26 protein-coding genes, 1 tRNA gene and 1 pseudogene are annotated in these 20,456 nt (G+C 70.4%); 2 read left to right on the forward strand and 26 right to left on the reverse strand.

Features of this window, described 5'->3' with window-relative positions:
* Positions 1-168: 168 nt before the first annotated feature.
* The 3 genes from ACFVVA_RS05340 to ACFVVA_RS05350 form a co-directional block, all read right to left on the reverse strand.
* The gene (locus tag ACFVVA_RS05340) at positions 169-969 is read right to left on the reverse strand and encodes an NDP-sugar synthase (RefSeq protein ID WP_387685914.1); all 801 of its coding nucleotides are present in this window, start codon (positions 967-969) and stop codon (positions 169-171) included.
* A gap of 118 nt (positions 970-1,087) precedes the next feature.
* The gene (locus tag ACFVVA_RS05345; protein ID WP_387685916.1) at positions 1,088-1,543 is read right to left on the reverse strand and encodes a hypothetical protein; all 456 of its coding nucleotides are present in this window, start codon (positions 1,541-1,543) and stop codon (positions 1,088-1,090) included.
* Positions 1,544-1,706: 163 nt separating this feature from the next.
* On the reverse strand, positions 1,707-2,798 hold the full coding sequence (locus ACFVVA_RS05350) for an ABC transporter ATP-binding protein (RefSeq protein ID WP_387685918.1): 1,092 nt from the start codon (positions 2,796-2,798) through the stop codon (positions 1,707-1,709).
* 284 nt (positions 2,799-3,082) lie between these two features.
* On the opposite strand from ACFVVA_RS05350, the gene ACFVVA_RS05355 reads away from it, so the two are divergent.
* Positions 3,083-3,156: transfer RNA gene (locus tag ACFVVA_RS05355), tRNA-Thr, on the forward strand.
* Positions 3,157-3,231: 75 nt separating this feature from the next.
* Here the strand turns inward: ACFVVA_RS05355 and ACFVVA_RS05360 are convergent.
* The 15 genes from ACFVVA_RS05360 to ACFVVA_RS05430 all read right to left on the reverse strand — a co-directional run bounded on the left by ACFVVA_RS05360 (position 3,232) and on the right by ACFVVA_RS05430 (position 12,025).
* A complete protein-coding gene (locus ACFVVA_RS05360; RefSeq protein ID WP_387685920.1) occupies positions 3,232-4,398 on the reverse strand; it encodes a tyrosine-type recombinase/integrase in 1,167 nt (388 codons plus the stop codon).
* A complete protein-coding gene (locus tag ACFVVA_RS05365) occupies positions 4,398-4,616 on the reverse strand; it encodes an excisionase family DNA-binding protein (RefSeq protein ID WP_387685922.1) in 219 nt (72 codons plus the stop codon). The genes ACFVVA_RS05360 and ACFVVA_RS05365 overlap by 1 nt, the downstream gene beginning before the upstream one ends.
* Entirely contained in the window at positions 4,601-6,016 is a 1,416-nt protein-coding gene (repSA, locus tag ACFVVA_RS05370; protein ID WP_387685924.1) for a replication initiator protein RepSA, read from the reverse strand. The genes ACFVVA_RS05365 and repSA overlap by 16 nt, the downstream gene beginning before the upstream one ends.
* A 63-nt stretch (positions 6,017-6,079) precedes the next feature.
* On the reverse strand, positions 6,080-6,247 hold the full coding sequence (locus tag ACFVVA_RS05375) for a hypothetical protein (protein WP_387685927.1): 168 nt from the start codon (positions 6,245-6,247) through the stop codon (positions 6,080-6,082).
* A gap of 3 nt (positions 6,248-6,250) precedes the next feature.
* On the reverse strand, positions 6,251-6,436 hold the full coding sequence (locus ACFVVA_RS05380; RefSeq protein ID WP_387685929.1) for a hypothetical protein: 186 nt from the start codon (positions 6,434-6,436) through the stop codon (positions 6,251-6,253).
* A gap of 101 nt (positions 6,437-6,537) precedes the next feature.
* Positions 6,538-7,086 carry a GGDEF domain-containing protein gene (locus ACFVVA_RS05385; protein WP_387685931.1) on the reverse strand — a complete coding sequence of 183 codons (549 nt, stop codon included), beginning with the start codon at positions 7,084-7,086 and terminating at the stop codon, positions 6,538-6,540.
* Between the two features lie 85 nt (positions 7,087-7,171).
* A complete protein-coding gene (locus ACFVVA_RS05390; protein WP_387685933.1) occupies positions 7,172-7,702 on the reverse strand; it encodes a hypothetical protein in 531 nt (176 codons plus the stop codon).
* A gap of 23 nt (positions 7,703-7,725) precedes the next feature.
* Positions 7,726-7,923, reverse strand: a complete 198-nt coding sequence (locus tag ACFVVA_RS05395; protein ID WP_387685935.1) for a hypothetical protein — start codon at positions 7,921-7,923, stop codon at positions 7,726-7,728.
* A 12-nt stretch (positions 7,924-7,935) separates the two neighbouring features.
* A complete protein-coding gene (locus ACFVVA_RS05400) occupies positions 7,936-8,652 on the reverse strand; it encodes a DUF2637 domain-containing protein (protein ID WP_387685938.1) in 717 nt (238 codons plus the stop codon).
* 6 nt (positions 8,653-8,658) lie between these two features.
* Positions 8,659-8,823: a hypothetical protein gene (locus ACFVVA_RS05405; protein ID WP_387685940.1), complete on the reverse strand. Its 165-nt coding sequence runs from the start codon at positions 8,821-8,823 to the stop codon at positions 8,659-8,661.
* Positions 8,820-9,011: a hypothetical protein gene (locus ACFVVA_RS05410; RefSeq protein WP_387685942.1), complete on the reverse strand. Its 192-nt coding sequence runs from the start codon at positions 9,009-9,011 to the stop codon at positions 8,820-8,822. The genes ACFVVA_RS05405 and ACFVVA_RS05410 overlap by 4 nt, the downstream gene beginning before the upstream one ends.
* Entirely contained in the window at positions 9,008-9,220 is a 213-nt protein-coding gene (locus tag ACFVVA_RS05415; protein ID WP_387685944.1) for a hypothetical protein, read from the reverse strand. Before ACFVVA_RS05415 ends, ACFVVA_RS05410 begins: the two co-directional genes overlap by 4 nt.
* An 83-nt stretch (positions 9,221-9,303) precedes the next feature.
* A complete protein-coding gene (locus ACFVVA_RS05420; protein WP_387685946.1) occupies positions 9,304-10,701 on the reverse strand; it encodes an FtsK/SpoIIIE domain-containing protein in 1,398 nt (465 codons plus the stop codon).
* Between the two features lie 5 nt (positions 10,702-10,706).
* Positions 10,707-11,063, reverse strand: a complete 357-nt coding sequence (locus ACFVVA_RS05425; RefSeq protein WP_387685948.1) for a hypothetical protein — start codon at positions 11,061-11,063, stop codon at positions 10,707-10,709.
* Positions 11,064-11,245: 182 nt separating this feature from the next.
* Positions 11,246-12,025 carry a GntR family transcriptional regulator gene (locus tag ACFVVA_RS05430; protein WP_387685950.1) on the reverse strand — a complete coding sequence of 260 codons (780 nt, stop codon included), beginning with the start codon at positions 12,023-12,025 and terminating at the stop codon, positions 11,246-11,248.
* Between the two features lie 18 nt (positions 12,026-12,043).
* On the opposite strand from ACFVVA_RS05430, the gene ACFVVA_RS05435 reads away from it, so the two are divergent.
* Entirely contained in the window at positions 12,044-12,523 is a 480-nt protein-coding gene (locus ACFVVA_RS05435; protein ID WP_387686360.1) for an NUDIX hydrolase, read from the forward strand.
* Between the two features lies 1 nt (position 12,524).
* On the opposite strand, the gene ACFVVA_RS05440 is transcribed toward ACFVVA_RS05435, so the two are convergent.
* From ACFVVA_RS05440 to ACFVVA_RS05475, 8 genes and pseudogenes are all read right to left on the reverse strand, one after another.
* Positions 12,525-13,469, reverse strand: a complete 945-nt coding sequence (locus tag ACFVVA_RS05440) for a nuclease-related domain-containing protein (RefSeq protein ID WP_387685952.1) — start codon at positions 13,467-13,469, stop codon at positions 12,525-12,527.
* Positions 13,470-14,075: 606 nt separating this feature from the next.
* A complete protein-coding gene (locus tag ACFVVA_RS05445; RefSeq protein WP_387686387.1) occupies positions 14,076-14,438 on the reverse strand; it encodes a hypothetical protein in 363 nt (120 codons plus the stop codon).
* 81 nt (positions 14,439-14,519) lie between these two features.
* Positions 14,520-14,819: pseudogene (locus ACFVVA_RS05450) on the reverse strand (HNH endonuclease); the annotation flags it as partial.
* A gap of 12 nt (positions 14,820-14,831) precedes the next feature.
* Positions 14,832-16,112 carry an AAA family ATPase gene (locus ACFVVA_RS05455; RefSeq protein WP_387685953.1) on the reverse strand — a complete coding sequence of 427 codons (1,281 nt, stop codon included), beginning with the start codon at positions 16,110-16,112 and terminating at the stop codon, positions 14,832-14,834.
* Between the two features lie 482 nt (positions 16,113-16,594).
* Complete coding sequence (locus ACFVVA_RS05460; RefSeq protein WP_387685955.1) at positions 16,595-17,800, reverse strand: sensor histidine kinase; 1,206 nt, start codon at positions 17,798-17,800, stop codon at positions 16,595-16,597.
* Positions 17,797-18,603, reverse strand: coding sequence for a response regulator (locus tag ACFVVA_RS05465; protein ID WP_387685957.1), 807 nt, complete (start codon positions 18,601-18,603; stop codon positions 17,797-17,799). Before ACFVVA_RS05465 ends, ACFVVA_RS05460 begins: the two co-directional genes overlap by 4 nt.
* Positions 18,600-19,457 carry a hypothetical protein gene (locus tag ACFVVA_RS05470; protein ID WP_387685959.1) on the reverse strand — a complete coding sequence of 286 codons (858 nt, stop codon included), beginning with the start codon at positions 19,455-19,457 and terminating at the stop codon, positions 18,600-18,602. Before ACFVVA_RS05470 ends, ACFVVA_RS05465 begins: the two co-directional genes overlap by 4 nt.
* A gap of 249 nt (positions 19,458-19,706) precedes the next feature.
* A complete protein-coding gene (locus ACFVVA_RS05475) occupies positions 19,707-20,444 on the reverse strand; it encodes a class F sortase (protein ID WP_387685962.1) in 738 nt (245 codons plus the stop codon).
* Between the last annotated feature and the right edge of the window lie 12 nt (positions 20,445-20,456).

The raw sequence follows: 20,456 nt of genomic DNA on the forward strand, positions 1-20,456 counted from the left end.
GCTCCGTGGGGGAGCACCCGGCCGATCGCCGTGCGCGTGCGGTGGGGCGGGGGCGTCCGCCTCCGCGCGGGGTCGGGCGAGCGCGTCCGCGTCCGTGTGCGGGTGGGCAGCCGGGCGGGGCCTGCGGCCGTCCGGTCGCGGCGCGGACGGGCCTGCGGTGCCCGTCGGCTACCGGGGTGCCCGGCCGGCGCCGGAGGCGAGCTCCTTGGCCGCCTCGGTGAGGTCCTTGGCGGTGTCGATGGCCCGCCAGTACACGCCCTGCGGCAGCTGGTAGCCCGCCAGCCGCTTGCCGCGGGCCAGCTGGGGGAAGGTGGTGCGCTCGTGGTCGCCCACGTCCGGCAGCAGCTCGGCGAACTCCGGGCTGAACACGTACAGGCCGGCGTTGATCAGGAAGGGCGAGGGCGGGGCCTCGATGAAGTCCAGCACGTTGCCGAACTGGTCGGTCTCCACCGCGCCCCAGGGGATCCGCGGCCGGGCCAGCGCGAGCGTCGCGACGGCGTCCCGCTCGTGGTGGAAGGCGGCCATCTCGCGCAGGCTGAAGCGGGTCCAAATGTCGCCGTTGGTGGCGTACCAGGGCTCGTCCGGGCGGGGCAGCGCCTTGGCCGCGTACTTGAGCCCGCCACCGCGCCCGAGCGGCTCCGCCTCGACCACCGTGCGCACCCGCAGCGGCAGGTCCGCCTTGTCCAGCCACTCCTCCAGCACGTCGGCGAGGTGCCCGCAGGAGATCACGACGTCGGTGACGCCCTCCTCGGCCAGCCAGGCCAGCTGGTGGCCGAGGATCGGCGTGCCCGTCCCGGGGATCTCGACCAGCGGCTTCGGGCGGTCGTCCGTGTAGGGGCGCAGCCGGGAGCCCTGGCCGCCGGCCAGGATGACGGCCTGGGTGACGGGCGTCGTGGTCGGCCGGGGCGGGTGGGGCTGCGGGGGCCGGGCGGACGGGAGGTCGGCGGTGGGGCCGGAGTCAGCGGTCATGCCTGAACAATAAGGCGGCGGACGGGGGTGTCCGCCGCCTCGGGGACCGGGGTCCTCCCGGCCTTCCGCAGCCGTCCCCGACCGTCTCCGACCGCCTCCGGCGGTCTCCCGGCCTTCCTCAGCCGACGACGCCGGCCGCGAACGAGCCGTCGCAGACCGGGCGGGCGAAGGAGCGGGCCCGCTGGACGTCGCCCTGGTACTTGCGCACCGCCGCCTTGCCCAGCTCGCCGGCCAGCGAGGTGCAGTAGGGCGTCAGCGAGGGCTGCTCGCGCATCGAGCGCTCCAGCAGGTCCAGCGCGGCGGAGGGGTTCTTCGCGCGCAGCTCGTCGAGCAGCGCCACCCGCAGCGAGTCCTGCGGGGCGAGCCCGTCCGAGGCCCTGGCCGCGGCGCCGGCCGCGTTGTTGGAACGCCCGATCCCGGCGCCGTCGCCGCTCGACGCCGCCACGACCTGCTGGTCGAGCCCGGTCGGCGGGGCCCACGGGACCCGGGTCACGGCGAGGGTGCCGGTGGTCACCAGGACGACCGGCAGGGTCAGGGCGACGGTCTGGCCGATACGGCGCACTAGCTGCTTCACCCTCAGGAGAGTAGCGGTGGGTACGGGCAGGATCGCCCTCCGTTACACCATCGAGTGACACACTGTCCGGTTTCGTCCCTCCGCCGTGTTGACGCGGGGGTGCACGGACGGAGCCCGCCGGACCACGGGGGTCCGACGGGCTCCGGGGAGGCGCGAGGTCGCGTCAGTTGCTCAGGCGCAGGCCGGAGCTGGTGGAGAAGACGTGGGTCTCGTTGGCGATCGGCACGACGTGGATGGTCTCGCCGCGGGCCGGGATCTGGCGGCCGGGCACGCGGACGACCAGCTCGTGGTCCTTGCCGCCGATCTGGGTGGTGCCGTAGACGAAGCCGTCCGAGCCGAGCTCCTCGACCACGTTGACGGTCACCGCGACGCCCTCGATGCCGCCCGACGGGACGACCTCGAAGTGCTCGGGGCGGATGCCGACGGTCACCGTCTTGTCGGCGCCGGCGCCGGACAGGTCCTCGCGGGAGATGTTGACGACCGAGCCGCCGAACTTCACGCCGCCGTCCACCAGCGGCACCTCGACCAGGTTCATGGCCGGCGAGCCGATGAAGCCGGCCACGAAGAGGTTGGCGGGCTTGTCGTACATGTTGCGCGGGGTGTCGACCTGCTGGAGCAGACCGTCCTTGAGCACCGCGACCCGGTCGCCCATGGTGAGGGCCTCGGTCTGGTCGTGGGTGACGTAGACCGTGGTGATGCCCAGGCGGCGCTGGAGTCCGGCGATCTGGGTGCGGGTCGAGACGCGGAGCTTGGCGTCCAGGTTCGACAGCGGCTCGTCCATCAGGAAGACCTGCGGCTGGCGGACGATCGCGCGGCCCATCGCGACGCGCTGGCGCTGACCGCCGGAGAGCGCCTTCGGCTTGCGGTCCAGGTAGTCGGTCAGGTCGAGGATCTTCGCCGCCTCCTCGACCTTGGTGCGGATGTCCGCCTTGTTCACGCCGGCGATCTTGAGCGCGAAGCCCATGTTGTCGGCGACGGTCATGTGCGGGTAGAGCGCGTAGTTCTGGAACACCATGGCGATGTCCCGGTCCTTCGGCGGCAGGTGGGTGACGTCGCGGTCGCCGATCCGGATCGCACCGGCGTTGACGTCCTCCAGACCGGCCAGCATGCGCAGGCTGGTCGACTTGCCGCAGCCCGAGGGGCCGACCAGCACGAGGAACTCGCCGTCCGCGATCTCCAGCTCCAGCGCGTCCACCGAGGGCTTGTCCGCCCCGGGGTAGACGCGGGTTGCCTTGTCGTACGTGACAGAAGCCATGGTTGTCGCTCTCCTTCACCGGCAGGAACGTGCCGGACGATCCGAGTAAAGGGGGGTTTGTCAGGGTTCCGCCGGGCCGCCAGTGGTCTGAACCACTGCTCGAACCGACTCCCGGCGACGCTACCTGCGGTTCCGTGACTTGTCAGCCCCCACCCGACCCGATTTCGGCATCGGTTCCATCACGCCCACCCATCCCACCAAGCCCCGGATATCCCCCCATCCCGTCACCCGGGCCCGGTAGACTGCCCCCGGTGCCGCCGTGATCCGTCGCGGACGGCCACCGTGCCTCCTTAGCTCAGCTGGCCAGAGCACCGCTCTTGTAAAGCGGGGGTCGTCGGTTCGAACCCGACAGGGGGCTCCGTGGCGGAGACGCCAGAAGGGCCAGCTCACCGGGGTGATCCGGTGGGGCTGGCCCTTCGTCGTTGCTGCGGTGCTACTCCGGCTGTGCCACGGGCGTGCCAGAAGGGTCCGGCGGATCGTCCTTGCCGAGTTCCTTGCGGGCGGCTTCGCCCATGCGATCCGCGATGGCACGATCGCGGTCGTTGCTCCGGTGCTGGTAGATCAGCGCAGCCCGGAAGGTGCTGTGGCCCATCCGTGCCATGAGTTCGCGGAGGGTCGCGCCGTTCCGCGCGGCGAGCTCGTTCCCGAAGTGCCGGACGTCGTGGAAGTGGACCTGCGACGGGAGGCCGGCCTTCTCCTTCGCCGCCACCCAGTCGTCCCGGAAGTTGCTCCGGCGCAGTCGACCGCCCCGCGGACCGACGAAGAACAGGCCGTCCTGGCCCTTGGCGGCATGGAGCTCCAGGTGGTGCTCCAGGTCCGGGACGATCAGGTCCGGGAAGGCCACCGGGCGGAAGCCGGCGTCACTCTTGGGTGCCTTGGTGATGAGCTTGCCGCTGCTCAGCTCGGCTTGGTTGCGGCGGACCCAGAGGATGCGCGCTTCCAGGTCCACGTCACGCCGACGCAGGGCAGCCAGTTCGCCGAGCCGCAGCGCGGTGAACGCGGTCAGCAGCACCAGCGCCCGCCACTGGGGCTGGATGGCTTCCGCCACGGCGTAGATCTCCTGGAGGGTCAGCACCGGGCGATCCGGGACGTCGTAGGTGTCGGCGCCCTTGATCCGGCACGGGTTGCGCTTGATCAGTTCGTCGTCCACGGCGGTGGTCATGATGCTGCGGAGCAGTTGGTAGGCCTTGACGACGGTCGGCTCGCCGGCTCCCGCTTCCAGGAGGCGGGTTCGCCACGTCCGGACCCGGGCGGGCGTGATGTCGGAGAGGAAGCGTGAGCCGAACGTCGGCTTGATGTGCAGCCGGAGCACTCCCTCGTACCGCTCCCTGGTGGTGTCCTCCAACTTCCGCTCTTTGAGCCACTCGTCGGCGAAGTCACCGAACTTGACCTTCCCGGCGTCCGGGTCGGTCCACTGATTGCGCTTGATGTCGGCCTCGATGAGCGTGAGTACGACGTCGGCGTCCGTCTTGGTGGGGTAGGTCTCCTCACCGGGCCGCATCAGGCCGGTGACCGGGTCGGGATAGCGGATCTGCCAGCGGCCGGACGGGAGTTTGCGGACCGAGCCGAAGCGCCGGCGGTTGCCCTTGTCGTTGGCCATCAGGCCACCGCCCGCAGCCGACGGGACCGGGTGATCGGCTGGACGGTGTTGGCAGCCACGTATGCGGCGAGGGCTGTTTCCGGGATACGGACGTGGTGGCCGACCTTGACGAAGGTGATCCGGCGTTCCGCGACCAGGCGGCGGGGGAAGCGTTCCCCGCTGCTCTCCCAGGTGCCGAGGCGTTCGGCGACTTCCTTGACGGTCAGCAGGCGGTCCATGCTTCGTCCCCCTCTTCTCGCGCGAGTTGTGCGCGCATCTCCTGTCGGTCGGTGGTGTGGCGTTCGTGCAGGTCCCGGGCGATGGTGGCGGCGAGCAGGGACTCACCCGGGGAGTTTCCGGCGCCGGCGAAGGCCCAGTGGGCGACGACCAACGTTTCGGCTTCGGGCAGGTCGTCCAGGTCGGGGAGGCCTGCGGCGAGCAGGCGTTCCCGGAGCTCGGTGCGGGCCTGGTCGGCGCGGTAGTCGGCGCGGACCTGGCGGAGGGCGCCGAGCGTGGTCGAGTAGGTGGGGGACTTGCTGGAGAAGTGGCCGCGGAAGCCGAGCATGTGGGACCAGTGGGCGAGCAGGCGGCCGGGGTAGTGCTGGTCGAGGTCCCAGCAGGCTTCGATCAGGCGGCGAGTGTGGGCGGGCAGGTCGGGCCGGTCGAGTTCGTGGCGTTCAAGGATGCGGCGGTCCACGGTCTCGGTGGTCTCGGCGGACTTGGTGGCGTATTTGGCCACGTACGAGGCGACGGCCTGCTCTGTGATCTCTCCGGTCGAGAAGGCGCCGATCGGGCGCACGTCCACCTGCGTGCCCCACTCCAGGACTCGGGCGGGCTGGTCACCACCGGCGGCGACGGGGACGCTGGCGCGGCGGGCAGCGGCCCGGATCGCGGCGTCCAGGAGCGCGACCGTGGCCCACGCGGGCGGAGGCGTGCCAGGGCCCTTGGGTCCGTCGATGCGGATCACGGCGTGGAAGTGCACGGCGCCCCGGCGCTGGTACTCGGCGACCTTGCCGAACGAGATCTTCGCCTGCTCCTTGAACTCGTACTGGCACAGCCCGGCCATCTTCGCCATCACCCGGAACAGGTAGATCGTGAAGCGGCGCCACAGGTCCGGGGCGTGGTTGTTCCACAGCACCGCGTGGCCGTAGTCGTAGCGCTCCGGGTTGAGCGGCGTGCCGAGCAGGGGCGAGCTGGAGGGGTGGGTGGAGCTGCAGCGGCAGGTGCCGTTGTCGGGCCGGTTGTGGACTGGGCCGAACGAGGGGGCGGTCAGGGTGGCGAAGACCCGGGGGTGGGAGCGAACGGTGGTCGGGACGCCCTTGGCGGTGTCTCCGGCGAGGCCGGCGCGGATCAGGTGGAATGTGTCCGCCGAGTAGGTGCGGGCGCACGAGGGGCACCGGGAGGCCCGGCGGTTGCCGCAGGCGATCTTGAGACGCCCACCGGGCTCATGGACGGTGGAGTAGCGGTGCCAGACGGCGCCGGTCGGGGCGTGCGTGAGGGTGCGAAAGCCAGCCAGATGAATCGGGTTCGAGCAGCCGCCGGTCCGGCGGATCTGGTCGGCGAGTCGGGGAAGGTCTCCCCGGGAGGCAAGCCGGGCCAGGTCCGCGAGGGCCAGCCGGTTCGGGAGTTGGTCGAGCACGGGGTCATCTCCTGTGGGAGGGCCCCGGAGCCGGGCGAGCGAGCGGCTCCGGGGCGGAGCGGCTCAGGACTGGTCGGCGGGCTTCTGGTGGCGGTTGGTCCACTCCTCGGCGCAGACCTTGTGGACGGGCTTGCCACGGTCGGAGCGGAGGTTGGTGGGCTTGTCGCAGACGCCGCAGGGCTCGGGCTTGGTGGCCCAGTGCTTGGAGTCGCGCCAGTCGAGGAGGGCCATCGGTCAGGCCGCCTTGGCGGCGGTGGCCAGCGGGCGGGCGACGGTGCCGGCGCCGTGGCAGGTCGGGCAGGTGACCGGGACGGTGGCGCGGGAACCGTCGCGCAGGCGCACGCCGGTGGCGATGTGTGCGGTGGCGTGACCCGAGCAGTTCGGGCAGATGCGGGTCGGGGCGTGGCTGTGCTGCGGCATGATGGTGCTCTCCTTCGTGGGCTTCGGTTCGGGAAGGGGTTGCGGCCTCGGGGCGGCGGGATGCTTGGCGGCGTGTTGCCGCCCCGGGGCCGGTCTTCGAATCAGCGGCGGCGGGAGGTGCGACCGTCGCGCTTGTGCGCGTACATGTCCCGGTCGGCGGAGGCGAGCGCGTCCGTGAGCGAGGCGACCGGCAGCTCGGCGACGGGGCAGATGCCCACCGAGGCGGAGGCCGGGAGCGTGAACCCGGCGTATGGGACCGGCTGGTTGAGGGCCGCGCGGAGGTCGGGCAGGCGCGCGGGGGCGTTCAGGACGGCGGCGGCGAACTCGTCCCCGCCGAGGCGGGCAGCGATGCCGGGGCGGCCGTACCAGGCGGACAGGCGGACGGCGGTGGCGGTGATCACGGCGTCGCCGGCGGCGTGGCCGTAGGTGTCGTTGGTGGCCTTGAAGTCGTCCAGGTCGATCAGCAGCACCGAGGCGCGGTCCGGGTGGCGCTGGGTCAGCCGGTGGGCGCGGGCGGTGAAGCCGTCGCGGGTGTGGAGCCCGGTGAGTGGGTCACGACGGGCGGTGGCGAGGCGCTGGCTCAGCCAGGTGCCGTGGGTGGTCCATCCGATCAGCGGTACACCGGCGGCAAGGATCGTGGGCACGTCCATGTGCGGTCCTTCGTGATGGGTGTGGTTGGGGTCGCGGTCTCCGGGGCGCCGGGATGCTGGCGGCGTGTTGGCCGTCCCGGGGAGGTCAGAGGCCGAGGCGCTGGGCTCGGCCGGCGGCTTGGTCGAGCAGGCGGTGGATGTCGGCCCGGCGGGTGGTGGGGCGGTCGTTGTACTCGTCCGGGGAGCGGACGGGGCGGCCGGTGGCGTGCAGGATCTCCATGAGCTGGACCCGGGCGGTGGTGACGGTGGCCGGGGTGCCATAGCCGTGGGCGAGGACGGCGGCCTGGGCGCCGAGGAGGCAGACGCGCCCGGCCGAGTCCCACATGGCGCCTTGGAGCCAGCCGAAGGCGTCGATGTAGCGGGAGGTGAGCCGGAGGTGGTCGGCGGCGCTCACGGGGACAGGGCGAACAGGGCGGTGGGTGATCCGGTCGAGGAGCGTGAGCCGCGGGGCCGGGTAGCCGGCGTTCCAGGCCTGGACGGTGGAGCCGAGCGGCGAGACGTACGGCACGGCGATGCGGGCCGGGGCGGGCAGTGAGGCCAAGTACGCCTCGATTTCGGCGACGAGGCCGGAGCCGTCCACGGTGACCAGGGGCGGCAGGCGGACAGTGGTCTTCACGGGCAACTCCCTTGTTGTGTTGTCTACTTGGTGGTGGTCTTGTTGATGATGTTCACGCCGTCGTGGGTGGTGTTGTCGATCAGCGGGGCGGCGGAGGTGTCGGCGAGGTAGAAGCCGAGGAGGACCAGCGCGGCGACGGCCCACCAGCGCAGTCGGAGGTTCCGGACGATGAACCAGGCGGCGAGCGCGAGGATGAACAGGAAGGGCAGCTGGACGTTCATCACGTAGGTCCTTCAGGCGAGTTCGGCGGCGAGCGCCGAGGCGAGCGGGTCTTGGACTCCGAGGCGGGCGCGGAGTGTGGCGGCATCGATCGGAGTGCCGGTCCGGGTGCGGTGGTCGTCGGCGACCTTGCGGGCGTGGTCGAGGAGGAAGCCCGGAACCGCGGGCGTCGGGGCCGGCGCGGGGACCGGGGGCGGTGCCGGGGCGGGAGCCGGTTCGATCGCCGGGACAGCCGCGGGCGGCGGGACGGGCGTCGGCTCGACATCCGGTTCGGTGATCGGTTCGGCGGCCGGAACGTACAGCGGCGGGACGTCGTCAGCCTTGGCGTCGTCCGGTTCCTGATCGACCGGCGGGGCTTCCTCGGCGGGCACGGCAGCCGAGTGGGCCAGCAAGGTGCCACCGAGGAACGCGGCGGCGGGCCAGCCGGCGACCAGGACTCGGAGCCAGGCCGGGGCGTTGCCGAGGTCGAGCAGTCCGGCGGTGCCTACGTTGGCGCCGAGCGAGGCCGCCAACGCGATCACGAACCAGCACCATGCGAGCCGGCGAGCGGCCCCGGAGCGCATCCGGCGCCAGGCGGCGACGAGCAGGAGGTCGACGGACACTGGGTAGGCCCAGGACTTCCAGCCGCTCTGGCCGGCGGCCTCGGCGAGGTCGTGCAGGTGGGCGAAGGAGAGAGCGGCGGCGATCACCGCTTGCGCCAGTACGGCGTCCAGCTTGGGAAATCGGCGCATATCGATTCACCCGGTACTGGTCGCTCGGCGGGTGGCGGTGACGTAGAGGCGACGCTGGCCGGAGTCCCGCGCGGGGAACTCCTTGACGTCGTGCACCCGCCACAGCCGACAGAGGTCGGCGACGACAAGCGGCACGTCGTTGACGTCGCAGATCACGCGAATCTGGATCACAGCGATGCCTCCAGGGCGACGCCGGTACCGAGGCAGTCCAGGCACGTGGCCTCCTGCTCGGCGATCCGACGACGGTGGGCGCCACGGCCGACGTACACGGACTCGGTGGTCTGGCCGGTGCCCTTGCAAGGCTGACAGGGCGCAGGCTTCGGCGGCGCGGTGCGCTTGCGGGCGGCCACCAGGGTCACCGGCGGTTGCGCTGGGCGCGGTCGGCGGCGGCGCGGGCCTCTCGGGCGACCTGGGCGGCGTCGCGGTCGTCCGGGTTGGCCTGGGCGATGCGCTCCAGCAGGTCCGCCTTCTCGGCGAGCAGCGGACCGGTGTCGGTGTCGTTGTCGCGGGCGGCCTTGAGGCGGCCGAGGAAGGCGCCGATCTCGGCGATGGACGGCTTGCGGGACATGGGCGGGTCTCCTCCTGGTCGAGGCATGGCGGGGGTAGGGACTTGGCGCGAAGCGGTCGCGCCGGCCGTTGGGTGAGGTGTCGCTACTCGGCGGCCGGGACCGGCGCGAAGCTCGGCGGCGCGGAGGGCATCGGCGGGATGTTCGCCGGCGTGGCGGCCGGCGGGCGGAAGGCCGCCAGGCGGTCCAGGTCGGGCGTCAGGTGCGCGAACTCGGCGCAACGCTCGGCGACTTCGGTGAGCGAGCGGAACGGGGTGCGGATCGCGGACCACTGGCCGGAGGTGTCGCCGGCGACGGCCATCCCGGGCATGTCGGGGCTGATCCGGGTGGACGCGGCGACGGCAGCGTCGGAGATGTCACCGAGCCCCATCTTCGCCGTCTCCAGGTCGTTGACCCGGTGGACGGTGCGGCCGGTGAGCTGGGAGCGGAGCAGGGTCGCGCCCTTGCCCAGCTCGGAGCCGAAGCGCTGGCCCGAGATCTCCAAGAAGATGCCGGCGGCGCGGGCGAGTTGGGCGAGCCGGATGAGCGCGGTGACGATCTGGTTCCGTCGCTCCTCATCGGCCTTGCTGGCCACGAGAAACAGCTCCGCGATCTCGTCCACCACGACCACGATCGGCACCGGCCGAACCTTCGCGGGCAGGCCCCAGATGTCGGCGGTCAGGTCCTCGGCCGCCACCGATCCAGGGACACCCTGGTGGTCGCGGATCAGGTCGTACCGGTCGTCCATCTCGACCAGCAGCGCGAGCAGCAGGCCGAGCGCTTCCCCCTGGTCGGTGGCCAGCGCAGACATCCGCGGAGCGAAGGGGCGCTGTTCGACGCCGCGCTTGCAGTCGATGCCCACCAGGGCAACGGGCTGCGGAGCGAGGCCGTGGATCAGGTTCCGGGTGAACATCGACTTGCCGGACTGGTTGGCGCCGAGGTTCAGCCCGTTCGGGGCCTGCCGGTAGTCCCGGTGGTGCACGGTGCCGTCGGCCCGCAGCGCGACCGGGATCCGCAGCAGCTCACGAGACTTGGCGCCGGCACGACGCGGCATGCGCACGTTCCGCAGTACGTCGAAGCCGACGATCCGCAGGTCCACCACACCGGGCTTGACCTCCGAGACGTGCACCGCGTGAACGCCCCAGGCGTGCCGCAGGCGCTCGGCCGCATCGTCCAGGTCCGACGTCTGCTGACCACGGGCGAGCCGGAGCCGGACCCGCAGGCCGGTCGAGCTCGCCTGCATGCCCCGGATCCTCGGCATCGCGGGCTTCGCCGGCCGGTTGGTGGCGGACGAGGCCATGGCGCGCCAGAACGAGGGTTCCACAGTGAGCCCGCAGGCCTCCATGACGTTCTCGAAGTCATGCCGGATGCGGTGGATGGTCAGCGGGAGACCGACGGTCGCCCAGTAGGTCCGGGGCATCTTCGCCTTGGCGTAGAGCGCTCCGGAACCGACGGCGGCCGCGGGGACGCTCAGCTCCAGGAGCGTCGCCGTCAGGGTGTTCACGGCGATCAGGCGTTCGTGCCGGCGAGGGCCGGCGCGGCGGCGACGGTCACGGCGTCGGCCCGGAAGGCGATGCCGGAGCGCTTCTGACCGTTGAACTCGTTCTCCCACGGCCGGGCGATGAGCCGGGTGAGGCTGACCAGCACGCCCGGCGCCAGCCCGTCCGGGATGCCCGGCTGCGGAACGGTCAGGGACAGGATGTCGGCCTCACCGTTGGCCACGAACGTGACGTCCAGGGTGACCAGCGGCGCGCCGGTCTCGGCGTCCATGGCCATCTCGCCGGTACGGCGGTCCTTGAGCTTCGGGCGGGGCGCCTGGGCGACCATCACCAGCGCGGCGGTCGTGTCGACGGGGATGAAGCGCATTCTCTGGCTCCTTCATCGGGCACCCGGGTCCATGAGCACAGCCGGGTGCTTCTCCTCTAGCGGAGTGAAGCTCATGCACTCATGTACATGAGCTGATGGATAGAAGAGTGCCTGACTCCTGTACATGAGTCAACCCGCCGCGAGGAAGAATCTCGCGACGGGCTGCTGGAGTTGAGGTGGCGTCAGTCCCGCGCTGGGAAGCGGTAGTCAAGAACGAACTGGTCAGCAGCCATCACGGTGTCACAGACCTCGACGACGCGGCCGGCGTCCGAGATGGCGTCCCGGACGAGATGGATCACCGGGGAGCCGGGGCTCAACGCCAACGCCGCCGTCTCCGCCTTGGTAGCCAGGCGGGCCCGGACCGTCTCGGTGAACTCAGCCAGCCTGTGGCCGTGCTCCTCCAGCCGTGCGTAGATGCCACCGCCGCCGGGGTTCTCGGCGAAGGTCTCCGGGATGTCCTTGACCACGTCCCACGGCAGGTAGGACGTTGCTTCCTCGGTCGGAGTCCCGTCGCGGAAGTACCGTCGCTTGCGCGCCAGCACCTTCGAGCCGGCGGGCACGTTCAGCCGCTCGGCGATCTCCTCCGGGGCGTCGACCGGTCCGACGAAGAGCACGTTCACGGAGGGCTTGCCGCCGGATTGCTCGGCCTCGGCAAGGTAGGCCGCCTTGCCGGCGAGCCGGTGGGCACGGCGGAAGCGGTCCGAGGACTTGCGCTGCACCGGAGGGCGGGAGCGGACGAAGGAGCCGCGGCCGTGGTGCGTCTCGATCAGCTGCGTCGTCCGCAGTTCGGCGACGGCCTTGCGGACCGTTCCGGAGGCCACTCCATAGCGCTCCATGAGCTCGGCTTCGCTGGGGATCGCCGCCCCGGGGGCCAGGACCCCGGACCGGATCTGCGATGCCAGGTCATCCGCGATCTGCTGGTACTTCGCCTTCGCCGTCGATGCGGCCTCGCCACTCGCCATGGTGCTGAAAGGTCTCCTATTCTCCTGTACATGAGTACCAGTCCCTCGCAACAACTTTCAACGCCTCTCCACTCCGTGTCTGTGGCCGGGGCGGTAGTGCGTGAGGACGGCCGGATTCTCGCGATCCGGCGGGCCGACAACGGCACCTGGGAACCGCCCGGCGGAGTGCTGGAACTGTCGGAGACGGTCGAGGACGGCGTGCGCCGCGAGGTGTACGAGGAGACCGGGATCAAGGTCTCGGTGGAACGGCTAACCGGGGTCTACAAGAACGTGACCCGGGGCATCGTCGCCCTGGTCTTCCGGTGCCACCCCGAGGGCGGCAGCGAGCAGCTGTCCGACGAGTCGACGGCCGTCGCCTGGCTCACCCCGGAGGAGATCACCGACCGCATGGGCGAGGTCTACGCCGTCCGCCTGCTCGACGCCGTCCGGAGCGACACGGTCCCGCTCGTCCGGACCCATGACGGGCGGACGCTCATCGACATGCCGCGGGCAAACTGAGTCAGCGAGTCTTCTTTCCGCGCTTGCCTATCTGGCTCCAGACATGGCGGTGGCGAGCGATGGTGAAGACCCGGTCCACCCTGCTCGGGGACAGTGCGGCAGGCCGGGTGGGCAGGACGTCGGCGATCTGTTCGCCATCGATGACCGTCACCGCCGGCGCCGCCCCAAGCGTGATCTTCTGGGCGCCGACGACGGCGATGACCGGGTGAACAGGCACCTCGAAGCCGCACCACTCGGTGAGCAGCCTGGCGGTACGGCTCGCCTCGAACTCCGAGTTCTCCAGGTACGGGAAGCCGTTGCGGTTGACCTTCACCACCTTGTCGCCGACCCAGACGGTGGCGCCCGGGTGGTGCTTCGAGTTGACCGTGAAGACGCCCGGCGGACCGATCACCACGTGGTCGATATCGGACCCGGACGGCAGCGGCACCCCGTGAAGAACCTTCCAGCCGGCGACCTTCAGCGGCTCCAACCGGGCCCCGACGATCTGCTCGCCCTCCAGGCCACGAAGCGTGCTCGGATCGCCGAGACGCTGGCGGGAGAGCTTGGCAGCGAGGCGGACAAGCAGCCCGTACCGCTCTTCGCCCTCACGCACCAGGCTCTCCAGCCCGGCACCGGGCCGGTTCCGCGAAAGGTCGTCCTCCTCGCGCATCGGAGGCAGAAACGGGACCTCCGTCCGCGGCTGCGGTACCGGTGCTGTGCGCACTCTCGGAGGTGGGTTCTTCTCTCCGCGGCGCTGGATGGTGTGGGGTGGGACGTGACTGCCGAAGGACCGGCACCACTCTTCGACCTTGGCCAGCGCGGACTCCTCGAACTCCGGGAGCTCGACCATGACGACGCCGGTTTTGCAGTCCAGCCAGGCCACCGAATCGCTGCGGTCACCAGCCTTGTTGACGTAGAGCCGTTCCTTCCCCGGCACCCGCCAAGCCTTGACCACCAGCTCCGCCATTCGTCCCCCTCCGGCATGGCCCGTCTGACCAAGGTCAGCATGCCCACGGACCGATCGGCAGGAACGCTGAGAGTCAGCCAGCCATGCCAGCGGCTAGGAAGCGCGGCCGGAGCAACCAGGGGTGTCTACAAGTTCTATGGCGTGGGCGTCGATGCCCGTGCACAGCCAGGCGGGCGGTGTGTGGGATGGGGAGAGGTAGCAGGGGAGTTGGGGTGAGGGGATGGGGTGGGAAGGTGACTGTTACGAGTTTCGCTACTGGTTCAAGGGCGCGCACAGCGCGCCAGCGCGCGGCCCAGCCGCTCGCCGTCGCTCCTGTCTTGCGCCCCGCTTCGGCGGCGGCCGGCCGCGCACATCGAGCGTGCGGCCGGGAGGGATGCCGAGGTCAGAGCCCGCCGGGGCTGGGGCGGGCGGCTCCACGGTTTTACCCACCTCCCAGGCTCGGGACCCGAGTCGAGCAAGAACGGGGGGCCACTCGGCCAAATTGCGGTCAGGCCCAGAAGCCCTGACCGAGTCGCAACAGCTTACGGCCCCCCGATCATGCCCGACCCCAAACCAGGCAGGACACCGGCCAAAACCGCTCCACCGCCCTCGTTCTGAGCCTTGCAGCTACAGCGAGTTTGTTGCTTGTCGGCACGCTAGAGAGCAGAACCTCTTCCAGAGATCTGGCATTGACGACCGCACCTCCATCATCGGCTGAAGCTTTGCCCCATCCCATTTTGAAAACCAAGAAGCCAGCCCAAAGTCGTCATACTTGACGACCTTTACTATTGATCGGCGCAATTCGCTGGTGTCGCCGCGGATGCCGGCCAATTCAAATAGGTCTATGTAATTCTCGGAGGCCCTTCTTCTCCCCTCGGAGGTGGCTTCATCATTTATTGGCCCGACGGTCTCTAGAGTCGCCTCGCCTATTTGATCGAAGGAATCTCCATTGAAGCGTGGCGCTATCATGCCCGTGTCAATGTCGAGCACGAGGTGGCGCCACGGGTCGGTTCGCGTGGGGTTTATGAGTAGTGGCTGGCCGTTGCCATCAAGGGGAAACCTGGCCCCCTTGCTCCTGTTGCATTCAGGGCAAATGAGAATTAGGTTTGACCATCGAAATGCCAGCTGATAGTCCAGTTTGATTGGATGAAAGTGATCAACGTCGGCTGAGCGAGAGTCCACACAGTATGCGCACCTCTTCCTGGCTCCAGACATGTGCGCCAGGACTTGAACAACGCGACTGGCCGCGACCGTACCTCGATACCTGTCCCACTCGGCGCGCGACTCGCCGTAGTTTGATACCTTTTTACTTCGCTTGTGTAGCTCAAGTCGCGAAGCGATAGGCAGAGCTTCTCGCACCACACTTCTCATTGTGGCCAGCCTTCAGACAAAGAGCTGGAGCTGTTCAAGCTCCCGCTGCTCCTCGGGGGCCAAATTGGCGCCTGCCATTTCTTTAGCCTTGAGCCTGGCTCGCCGTGTACGAGCTGTGACCGCCCGCGGAGAGCGCGTGTTCCTTAGGCCAAAGGCGGGAGTTAGGAGAATTTCGTCAGGCTTCCCGGCGATCACCCTGGCATAGTCCTCTTCTGTGAGCATGAATGGCTCACCCTGGCCAGGTTGAGGGATGTGATAGATGCGACCATTGTCTGCAGCCTGGCATACCAATGGACTGTGCGTGGTGACGATGAACTGGACGAGCGGGAAATGCTGCTTCAGCCAGAATCCGATCTCTCGCTGCCATGCCGGGTGGAGATGTGAGTCAACTTCGTCAATCACAACAACCCCTGGGCGATTGACGTAGTGGATGCCGTCCTCATTCATCTTCACAATGTCGGATGGGCCATAAACTTCAACCATGTGCCTGAAAATATCGATCAGCATAGCCAGTGCAGATCGGTATCCTTCGCTCATGTCAGAAAGCGGCATTCTCCGATTTGCGGAATCTGTCAGCCATATCCCGTCTGAGTTTACCTCATCGATTTGAACCCCTTCGCGAAGGAAGTTGTCTCCAAGGATCTTTAGGAGATTGTCAAGGGTGACACTCTCGATACTTTCGGTCAGCTTCGATTCGAGCTTTTTGTAGTTGAGTTGCTTCACCCACTGCTCGCATTCGCTGAGTGTTGCGTCCTCCTTGAAGAGAGTTGCAAATCGCGGAATTCTCCCGGGGATTACCATTAGGCGCTGAGCCTCTGGAGAACTCCCATAGAGCCTCCTGAATGGACCGTATCCGAGTGTGAACCATCCGGCTGTGCCGGGTGCCCACGGGCCGTTGACTGCACCCTTCTTCTTGTTTCGGAAGACGTCAGCTGGAGACATCGTCCAGGCGTTGTTCTCTCGCTCAAACTCGACTTCTGCCCAGAACGTGCTCTGGATGGGGAATCCGCCGCGGGAGCTTTTGTCGTATTCGTGATTTGGCTTGATTTCGAGTGAAATTGTGCCCGAGTCGAAGCCTTCGGTCGCCCATCCGCGAAGATCTGGAATCAAAGCCCTTGCGTCACTGGGGCCGAGAAGGGAGAGTGCGATTGACTTCAGGAGGGCGGTCTTTCCTGACCCGTTATCCCCTGTGATAACGCACCATCCTGCGTAATTCTCGCCGTCTTCGCAAAAATCAAGGTCGGCGTGCTCGAATCCCTTGATGTTCTTCACTACTAGGCGCTTGATATACATCGATCACCTGTCAAGTCACATGGGGCGGCGTCTGCTCGGTGCGGGCGAAGCCGCAGGGTCATCCTCTCGCAGCGCTATAAGTGCAGTCCAGAACCCCGCGGCCACGCGGCGCCGAGCGCTTAACTGCTTGGAGCATGTCGATGGGGGAGGAGCTCCTCAGACAGGGAACAGGCTTCCTTCCCGAAGCGCCGGTGACGCGGGCTTCACAGTTGGGCTGGCCCACAGCCGCCGCTTGCAGCGTGGCGAACGGGCCGCGTGCCACAGGCGTGCCAGAACGGGCGGTACGTGGCGGTGAATCGCGGGCGCCGGCGGTGAGGCGAGCCGGGAACCCGCAGGGTGGCCGAGCCGCAGGTCACGCTGGGTGTCGAACGCCTGTCCTTGTAAAGCGGGGGTCGTCGGTTCGAACCCGACAGGGGGCTCAGGTGTACGAGGGAAGGGCCGGTCCGACGGGTTGTCGGGCCGGCCCTTTCGCGTGGGCGGGGTCAGTCCGGGGGGAGGGCGAGGGTGGCGACGGCGCCGCCCTCGGGGTGGTTGGTGAAGGTCAGGGTGGCGCCGATGACGCGGGCGTGGCCGGTGGCGATGGTGAGGCCGAGGCCGTGCCCGCGGCCGCGTTCGGGGGCGTTGGTGCGGAAGCGCTGCGGGCCGTGCCGGAGGAGGTCCTCGGGGTAGCCGGGGCCGTGGTCGCGGACGGTGATCCGCAGGCCGTCGACGTGCAGGTGAACCGGGCCGGCGCCGTGGCGGTGGGCGTTGAGGATCAGGTTCCCGAGGATGCGGTCCAGCCGGCGCAGGTCGGTGCGGACCTGCCGGTCGGCGGTGATGTCGACGGTGACGTCCAGGCCGGTGAGGGAGACGGTGCGGCGTGCCGCGCGCTCCAGGGGGACGGCGGAGAGGTCGGGGGACTCCGCGTCGGCGTCCAGGCGGGAGACCTCCAGCAGGTCCTCGACCAGGCCGCGCAGTGCCTGGACCCGGTTCTGCACGAGCTGGGTGGGGCGTCCGGGCGGCAGCAGCTCGGCGGCGGTGACCAGCCCGGTGAGCGGGGTGCGCAGCTCGTGGGCGACGTCCGCGGTGAAGCGCTGCTCGTCCTCCAGGCGCCGGTGCAGGGTGCGGGACATCAGGTCGACGGCGGCGGCGAGGTCGGCGACCTCGTCCTTGCCGTCGACGAGTTCGCCGATCCGGGTGTCCGTCCCGCCGGCCGCGATGCCCCGGGCGGCGGTGGCCGCGGTGCGCAGCCTGCGGCTGATCCGGTCGGCGACGAGCACGCCGGCCAGCACGGTGGTGAAGACCGCGGCGACGACGGTGAGCAGGATGATCCGGTCCAGGTCGGCGATGGCCTGCCGGTCCTGGGTGAAGTCCACCCGGACGGACAGCACCCCGTTCTGCACCGGGCCGGCCGCCCACATGGACTCGCCGGTGCCGTCGGCGGCGAGCAGCGAGCCGTGCCGGCCGCCGTCGGCGAGGGCGCGCAGTCGGTCGGGCAGGGCCGGGTCGTTCACGGCGGCGCCGTGGCCGGCCACCTCGCCGTCGCGCCCGTAGCCGGCCAGGGCCGAGTCGAGGGCGGCGAGTGCGGAGGAGCCGGCCTGGTCCACGTGCTGACGGATCATCGCCTGGTGGACCAGCAGGCCGACGGCCACCGCGACCAGGACGGCGATGGCGGCGACGGCGGTGGCGATCTGGCGGCGCAGGGTCATGCCGGGCGCCGCAGCTTGTAGCCGAACCCGCGGACGGTCTCGATCCGGCCGGAGCCGATCTTGGCGCGCAGCCGCTGTACGTGGACGTCCACGACCCGGGTGTCGGCGCCCCACTCGTAGTCCCAGACGCGTTCGAGCAGGGTGGAGCGCTCCAGCACGATCCCGGGCGCGGCGGTGAACTCCAGCAGCAGCCGCAGTTCGGTGGGCGTGAGCGGGACGAGGCGGCCGTCCACCCGGACCTCCATGCTGTCGGTGTCCACCTGGAGGCCGTCGAAGCTGCGGACGGACGGGGTGGGGGCGGGGGCGGTCGGCGGGACCGCCGGCTGCGGAACTCCGGGGACTCCGGGGGTGCCGGGGAGCGGCGGGGCGTCGGCCGCCGGGGCGTCCGCTGGCGGTGGGGCGTCGGTCGCCGGGACGACCCGGACGCGGCGCAGCACCGTACGGATCCGGGCGACCAGGACGGCGCTCTCGAAGGGCTTGACCACGTAGTCGTCCGCCCCGGCCTCCAGCCCGGAGACCACGTCCACCGGGTCGGTCCGGGCGGACATCATCAGGATCGGCAGCTGGCTCTCCTCCCGGATCCGGCGGCAGAGGCCGACCCCGTCGAGCAGCGGCAGCATGACGTCCAGCAGGAGCAGGTCGGGCCGGACGGCGTGGAACGCCTCCAGCCCCTCCAGGCCGTCGGCCGCCGTGGTGACCGGGAAGCCGTAGCGCTCCAGGGCCATCCGGGTGGCCTCGCGGATCACCTCGTCGTCCTCGACCAGGAGGATGTGCGGGTGGGCGGGGGCGGTGGCGGGGGTCATCGCTTGGCTTCCGGGAGCACGGCGGGGACGGAGGGCCCCGAGGGGGTGGAGGGCGCGGCGGGCCCGGAGGACGGCCGGACGGGGCGCGGGGACGGGACGGCGGCCTCGGGGGCCGCCTGCCTCGGCGCGAACGGGGTGGGGCGTGCCACTGCCGGGCCGGACTCGGGGGCGGCGGTGTCCGCGCCGGTGTGCGGGAGCAGGCCGACGCCCTCGTCCTTGCGTTCCTTCAGGACGAGCCTGTTGTCCTTCCACTGGTAGAGGCTGGTGGTCCGGGCGTAGGCGCTGGTGGGCTCGAACAGCCGCAGGTCGGTGCCGACGGTGGCGGCGCTGAACGCCGGCAGGACCTGTACCTGGAGGACGGGCAGCAGGTGCTCCTCGGCGAGGGCGTAGACGTGCAGCACGACCCGCCCGGGGGTGGTGACGACGGTGATCAGCTCGGGCTGCCCGTCCCCGGAGAGGTCGCGGAACTCGGGGGCGCGGACCTCGCACCCGGCGCAGGAGCCGAGCGCCTGGCGCTCCTCCGGGCCCACGTTCGGGTCCTTGGCGAGGACGGTGCGCACGTCGACCGCGGTGATGTCGTGCCCGGGGACGGTCACGTCCGGTACGGGCTGCGGCGGCTCCTGGGTGACGCCGGCCGCGGCCGCGGACGGCGGCGGGGAGGTGGGCAGCTTCGGCCAGAGCGGCTGGGGCACCGGCGGCGGCGTGACGGCCCGGACCGGGCCCTGGTCGCGCAGGTCGCCGGGGGTGGCGCGGCCGAAGGCCAGGCCGGCGAGGGCGAGGACGACGACCAGGCCGGCCAGGGTGGCCACCTGGACGGCGCCGGGCCGGCGGCGGGGTGGTGGTGTCGCTGCCACGGTCGGTGTTCGTCCTCCTGCTCTGCGGCGTCGCTCCGGTCGTCGTTCCGGTCGTCGCTCCCGTCACCGCCCCGGTGGTAGGTCGCGCGGTCGGCGGTCGGCGGTTCCGCGACGGTAACTTCGTGCGGGCCGTGCGGGCTGTGCGGGCTGTTCGGGCTGTTCGGGTAGTCCGGACCACGTGGGTCGTACGGCTCGTACGGTCCACGTGGTTCATGTGGTTCATGTGGTCCGTACGACCCGTCCCGGCCGTCAGGCCAGGTCCGCCAGCACGATGATGTTGTCCGTCCAGTGGCCGTCCGAGCCGATCCGCCCGCCGCAGGTGATCAGCCGGAGTGCGGGCGCGGGCGTGTCGCCGTACACCTGCTCGGTCGGGAAGTGGTCCTTGGCGGCCTGGAGCAGCGTGCGGACCTTGAAGTCCACGGTGCTGCCGTCGGCGCGCCGGATCCGGATCAGCTCGCCGGGCCGCAGCTTCGGCAGCTGCTTGAAGACCGCCGGGCCGTGCGCGGTGTCGTAGTGCCCGATGAGCACGGCCGGGCCGTTCTCCCCGGGCGTGGGGCCGTTGCGGTACCAGCCGACCTCCTCGCCCCGGTCGGCCGGCGGCACCTCGACCGTTCCGTCGGCGTTCAGGCCGAGGTCGGTCACCGGTGCGTCCACTCCGACGGAGGGGACCAGCAGGCGGGTCGGCGGCGAGGACGCGTACGGCTTCGGGGCGGTGGACGTGGATGTGGACGCGGCGCCGGTCGTGGCCGGGGGGCCCGGGGTCATCGCCGGGGCGTCCGTGCCGGTGCCGGTGCCGTGCCCGGAGGTCTCGACCCGCACCACCGGGGTCTCCCGGCCGGACAGCGCGAGCGAGGTGCCGAGCACCAGGCAGAGCAGGCCCGCGGTGCCGAAGGCGGTGCGGCGCAGCGGGCCCGGAGCGGGCCGGGCGGCGCGTCGGCGGCCCCGCCGGTGGTCCTTGGCGCGACGGCGGGTGTCGGTCCCCGCCACCGGGACGGCCCC

The sequence above is a fragment of the Kitasatospora sp. NPDC058048 genome (assembly GCF_042885555.1).
Taxonomy (GTDB): domain Bacteria; phylum Actinomycetota; class Actinomycetes; order Streptomycetales; family Streptomycetaceae; genus Kitasatospora; species Kitasatospora lactacystinica.

What these genes read in the sequence shown, in the direction of transcription:
- ACFVVA_RS05340 (WP_387685914.1), bottom strand. Translation starts at nt 969, where the DNA reads ATGACCGCTGACTCCGGCCCCACCGCCGACCTCCCGTCCGCCCGGCCC.
- ACFVVA_RS05350 (WP_387685918.1), bottom strand. Translation starts at nt 2,798, where the DNA reads ATGGCTTCTGTCACGTACGACAAGGCAACCCGCGTCTACCCCGGGGCG.
- ACFVVA_RS05360 (WP_387685920.1), bottom strand. Translation starts at nt 4,398, where the DNA reads ATGGCCAACGACAAGGGCAACCGCCGGCGCTTCGGCTCGGTCCGCAAA.
- ACFVVA_RS05365 (WP_387685922.1), bottom strand. Translation starts at nt 4,616, where the DNA reads ATGGACCGCCTGCTGACCGTCAAGGAAGTCGCCGAACGCCTCGGCACC.
- ACFVVA_RS05375 (WP_387685927.1), bottom strand. Translation starts at nt 6,247, where the DNA reads ATGGCCCTCCTCGACTGGCGCGACTCCAAGCACTGGGCCACCAAGCCC.
- ACFVVA_RS05380 (WP_387685929.1), bottom strand. Translation starts at nt 6,436, where the DNA reads ATGCCGCAGCACAGCCACGCCCCGACCCGCATCTGCCCGAACTGCTCG.
- ACFVVA_RS05385 (WP_387685931.1), bottom strand. Translation starts at nt 7,086, where the DNA reads ATGGACGTGCCCACGATCCTTGCCGCCGGTGTACCGCTGATCGGATGG.
- ACFVVA_RS05395 (WP_387685935.1), bottom strand. Translation starts at nt 7,923, where the DNA reads ATGAACGTCCAGCTGCCCTTCCTGTTCATCCTCGCGCTCGCCGCCTGG.
- ACFVVA_RS05400 (WP_387685938.1), bottom strand. Translation starts at nt 8,652, where the DNA reads ATGCGCCGATTTCCCAAGCTGGACGCCGTACTGGCGCAAGCGGTGATC.
- ACFVVA_RS05415 (WP_387685944.1), bottom strand. Translation starts at nt 9,220, where the DNA reads ATGTCCCGCAAGCCGTCCATCGCCGAGATCGGCGCCTTCCTCGGCCGC.
- ACFVVA_RS05425 (WP_387685948.1), bottom strand. Translation starts at nt 11,063, where the DNA reads ATGCGCTTCATCCCCGTCGACACGACCGCCGCGCTGGTGATGGTCGCC.
- ACFVVA_RS05430 (WP_387685950.1), bottom strand. Translation starts at nt 12,025, where the DNA reads ATGGCGAGTGGCGAGGCCGCATCGACGGCGAAGGCGAAGTACCAGCAG.
- ACFVVA_RS05440 (WP_387685952.1), bottom strand. Translation starts at nt 13,469, where the DNA reads ATGGCGGAGCTGGTGGTCAAGGCTTGGCGGGTGCCGGGGAAGGAACGG.
- ACFVVA_RS05455 (WP_387685953.1), bottom strand. Translation starts at nt 16,112, where the DNA reads ATGTATATCAAGCGCCTAGTAGTGAAGAACATCAAGGGATTCGAGCAC.
- ACFVVA_RS05460 (WP_387685955.1), bottom strand. Translation starts at nt 17,800, where the DNA reads ATGACCCTGCGCCGCCAGATCGCCACCGCCGTCGCCGCCATCGCCGTC.
- ACFVVA_RS05465 (WP_387685957.1), bottom strand. Translation starts at nt 18,603, where the DNA reads ATGACCCCCGCCACCGCCCCCGCCCACCCGCACATCCTCCTGGTCGAG.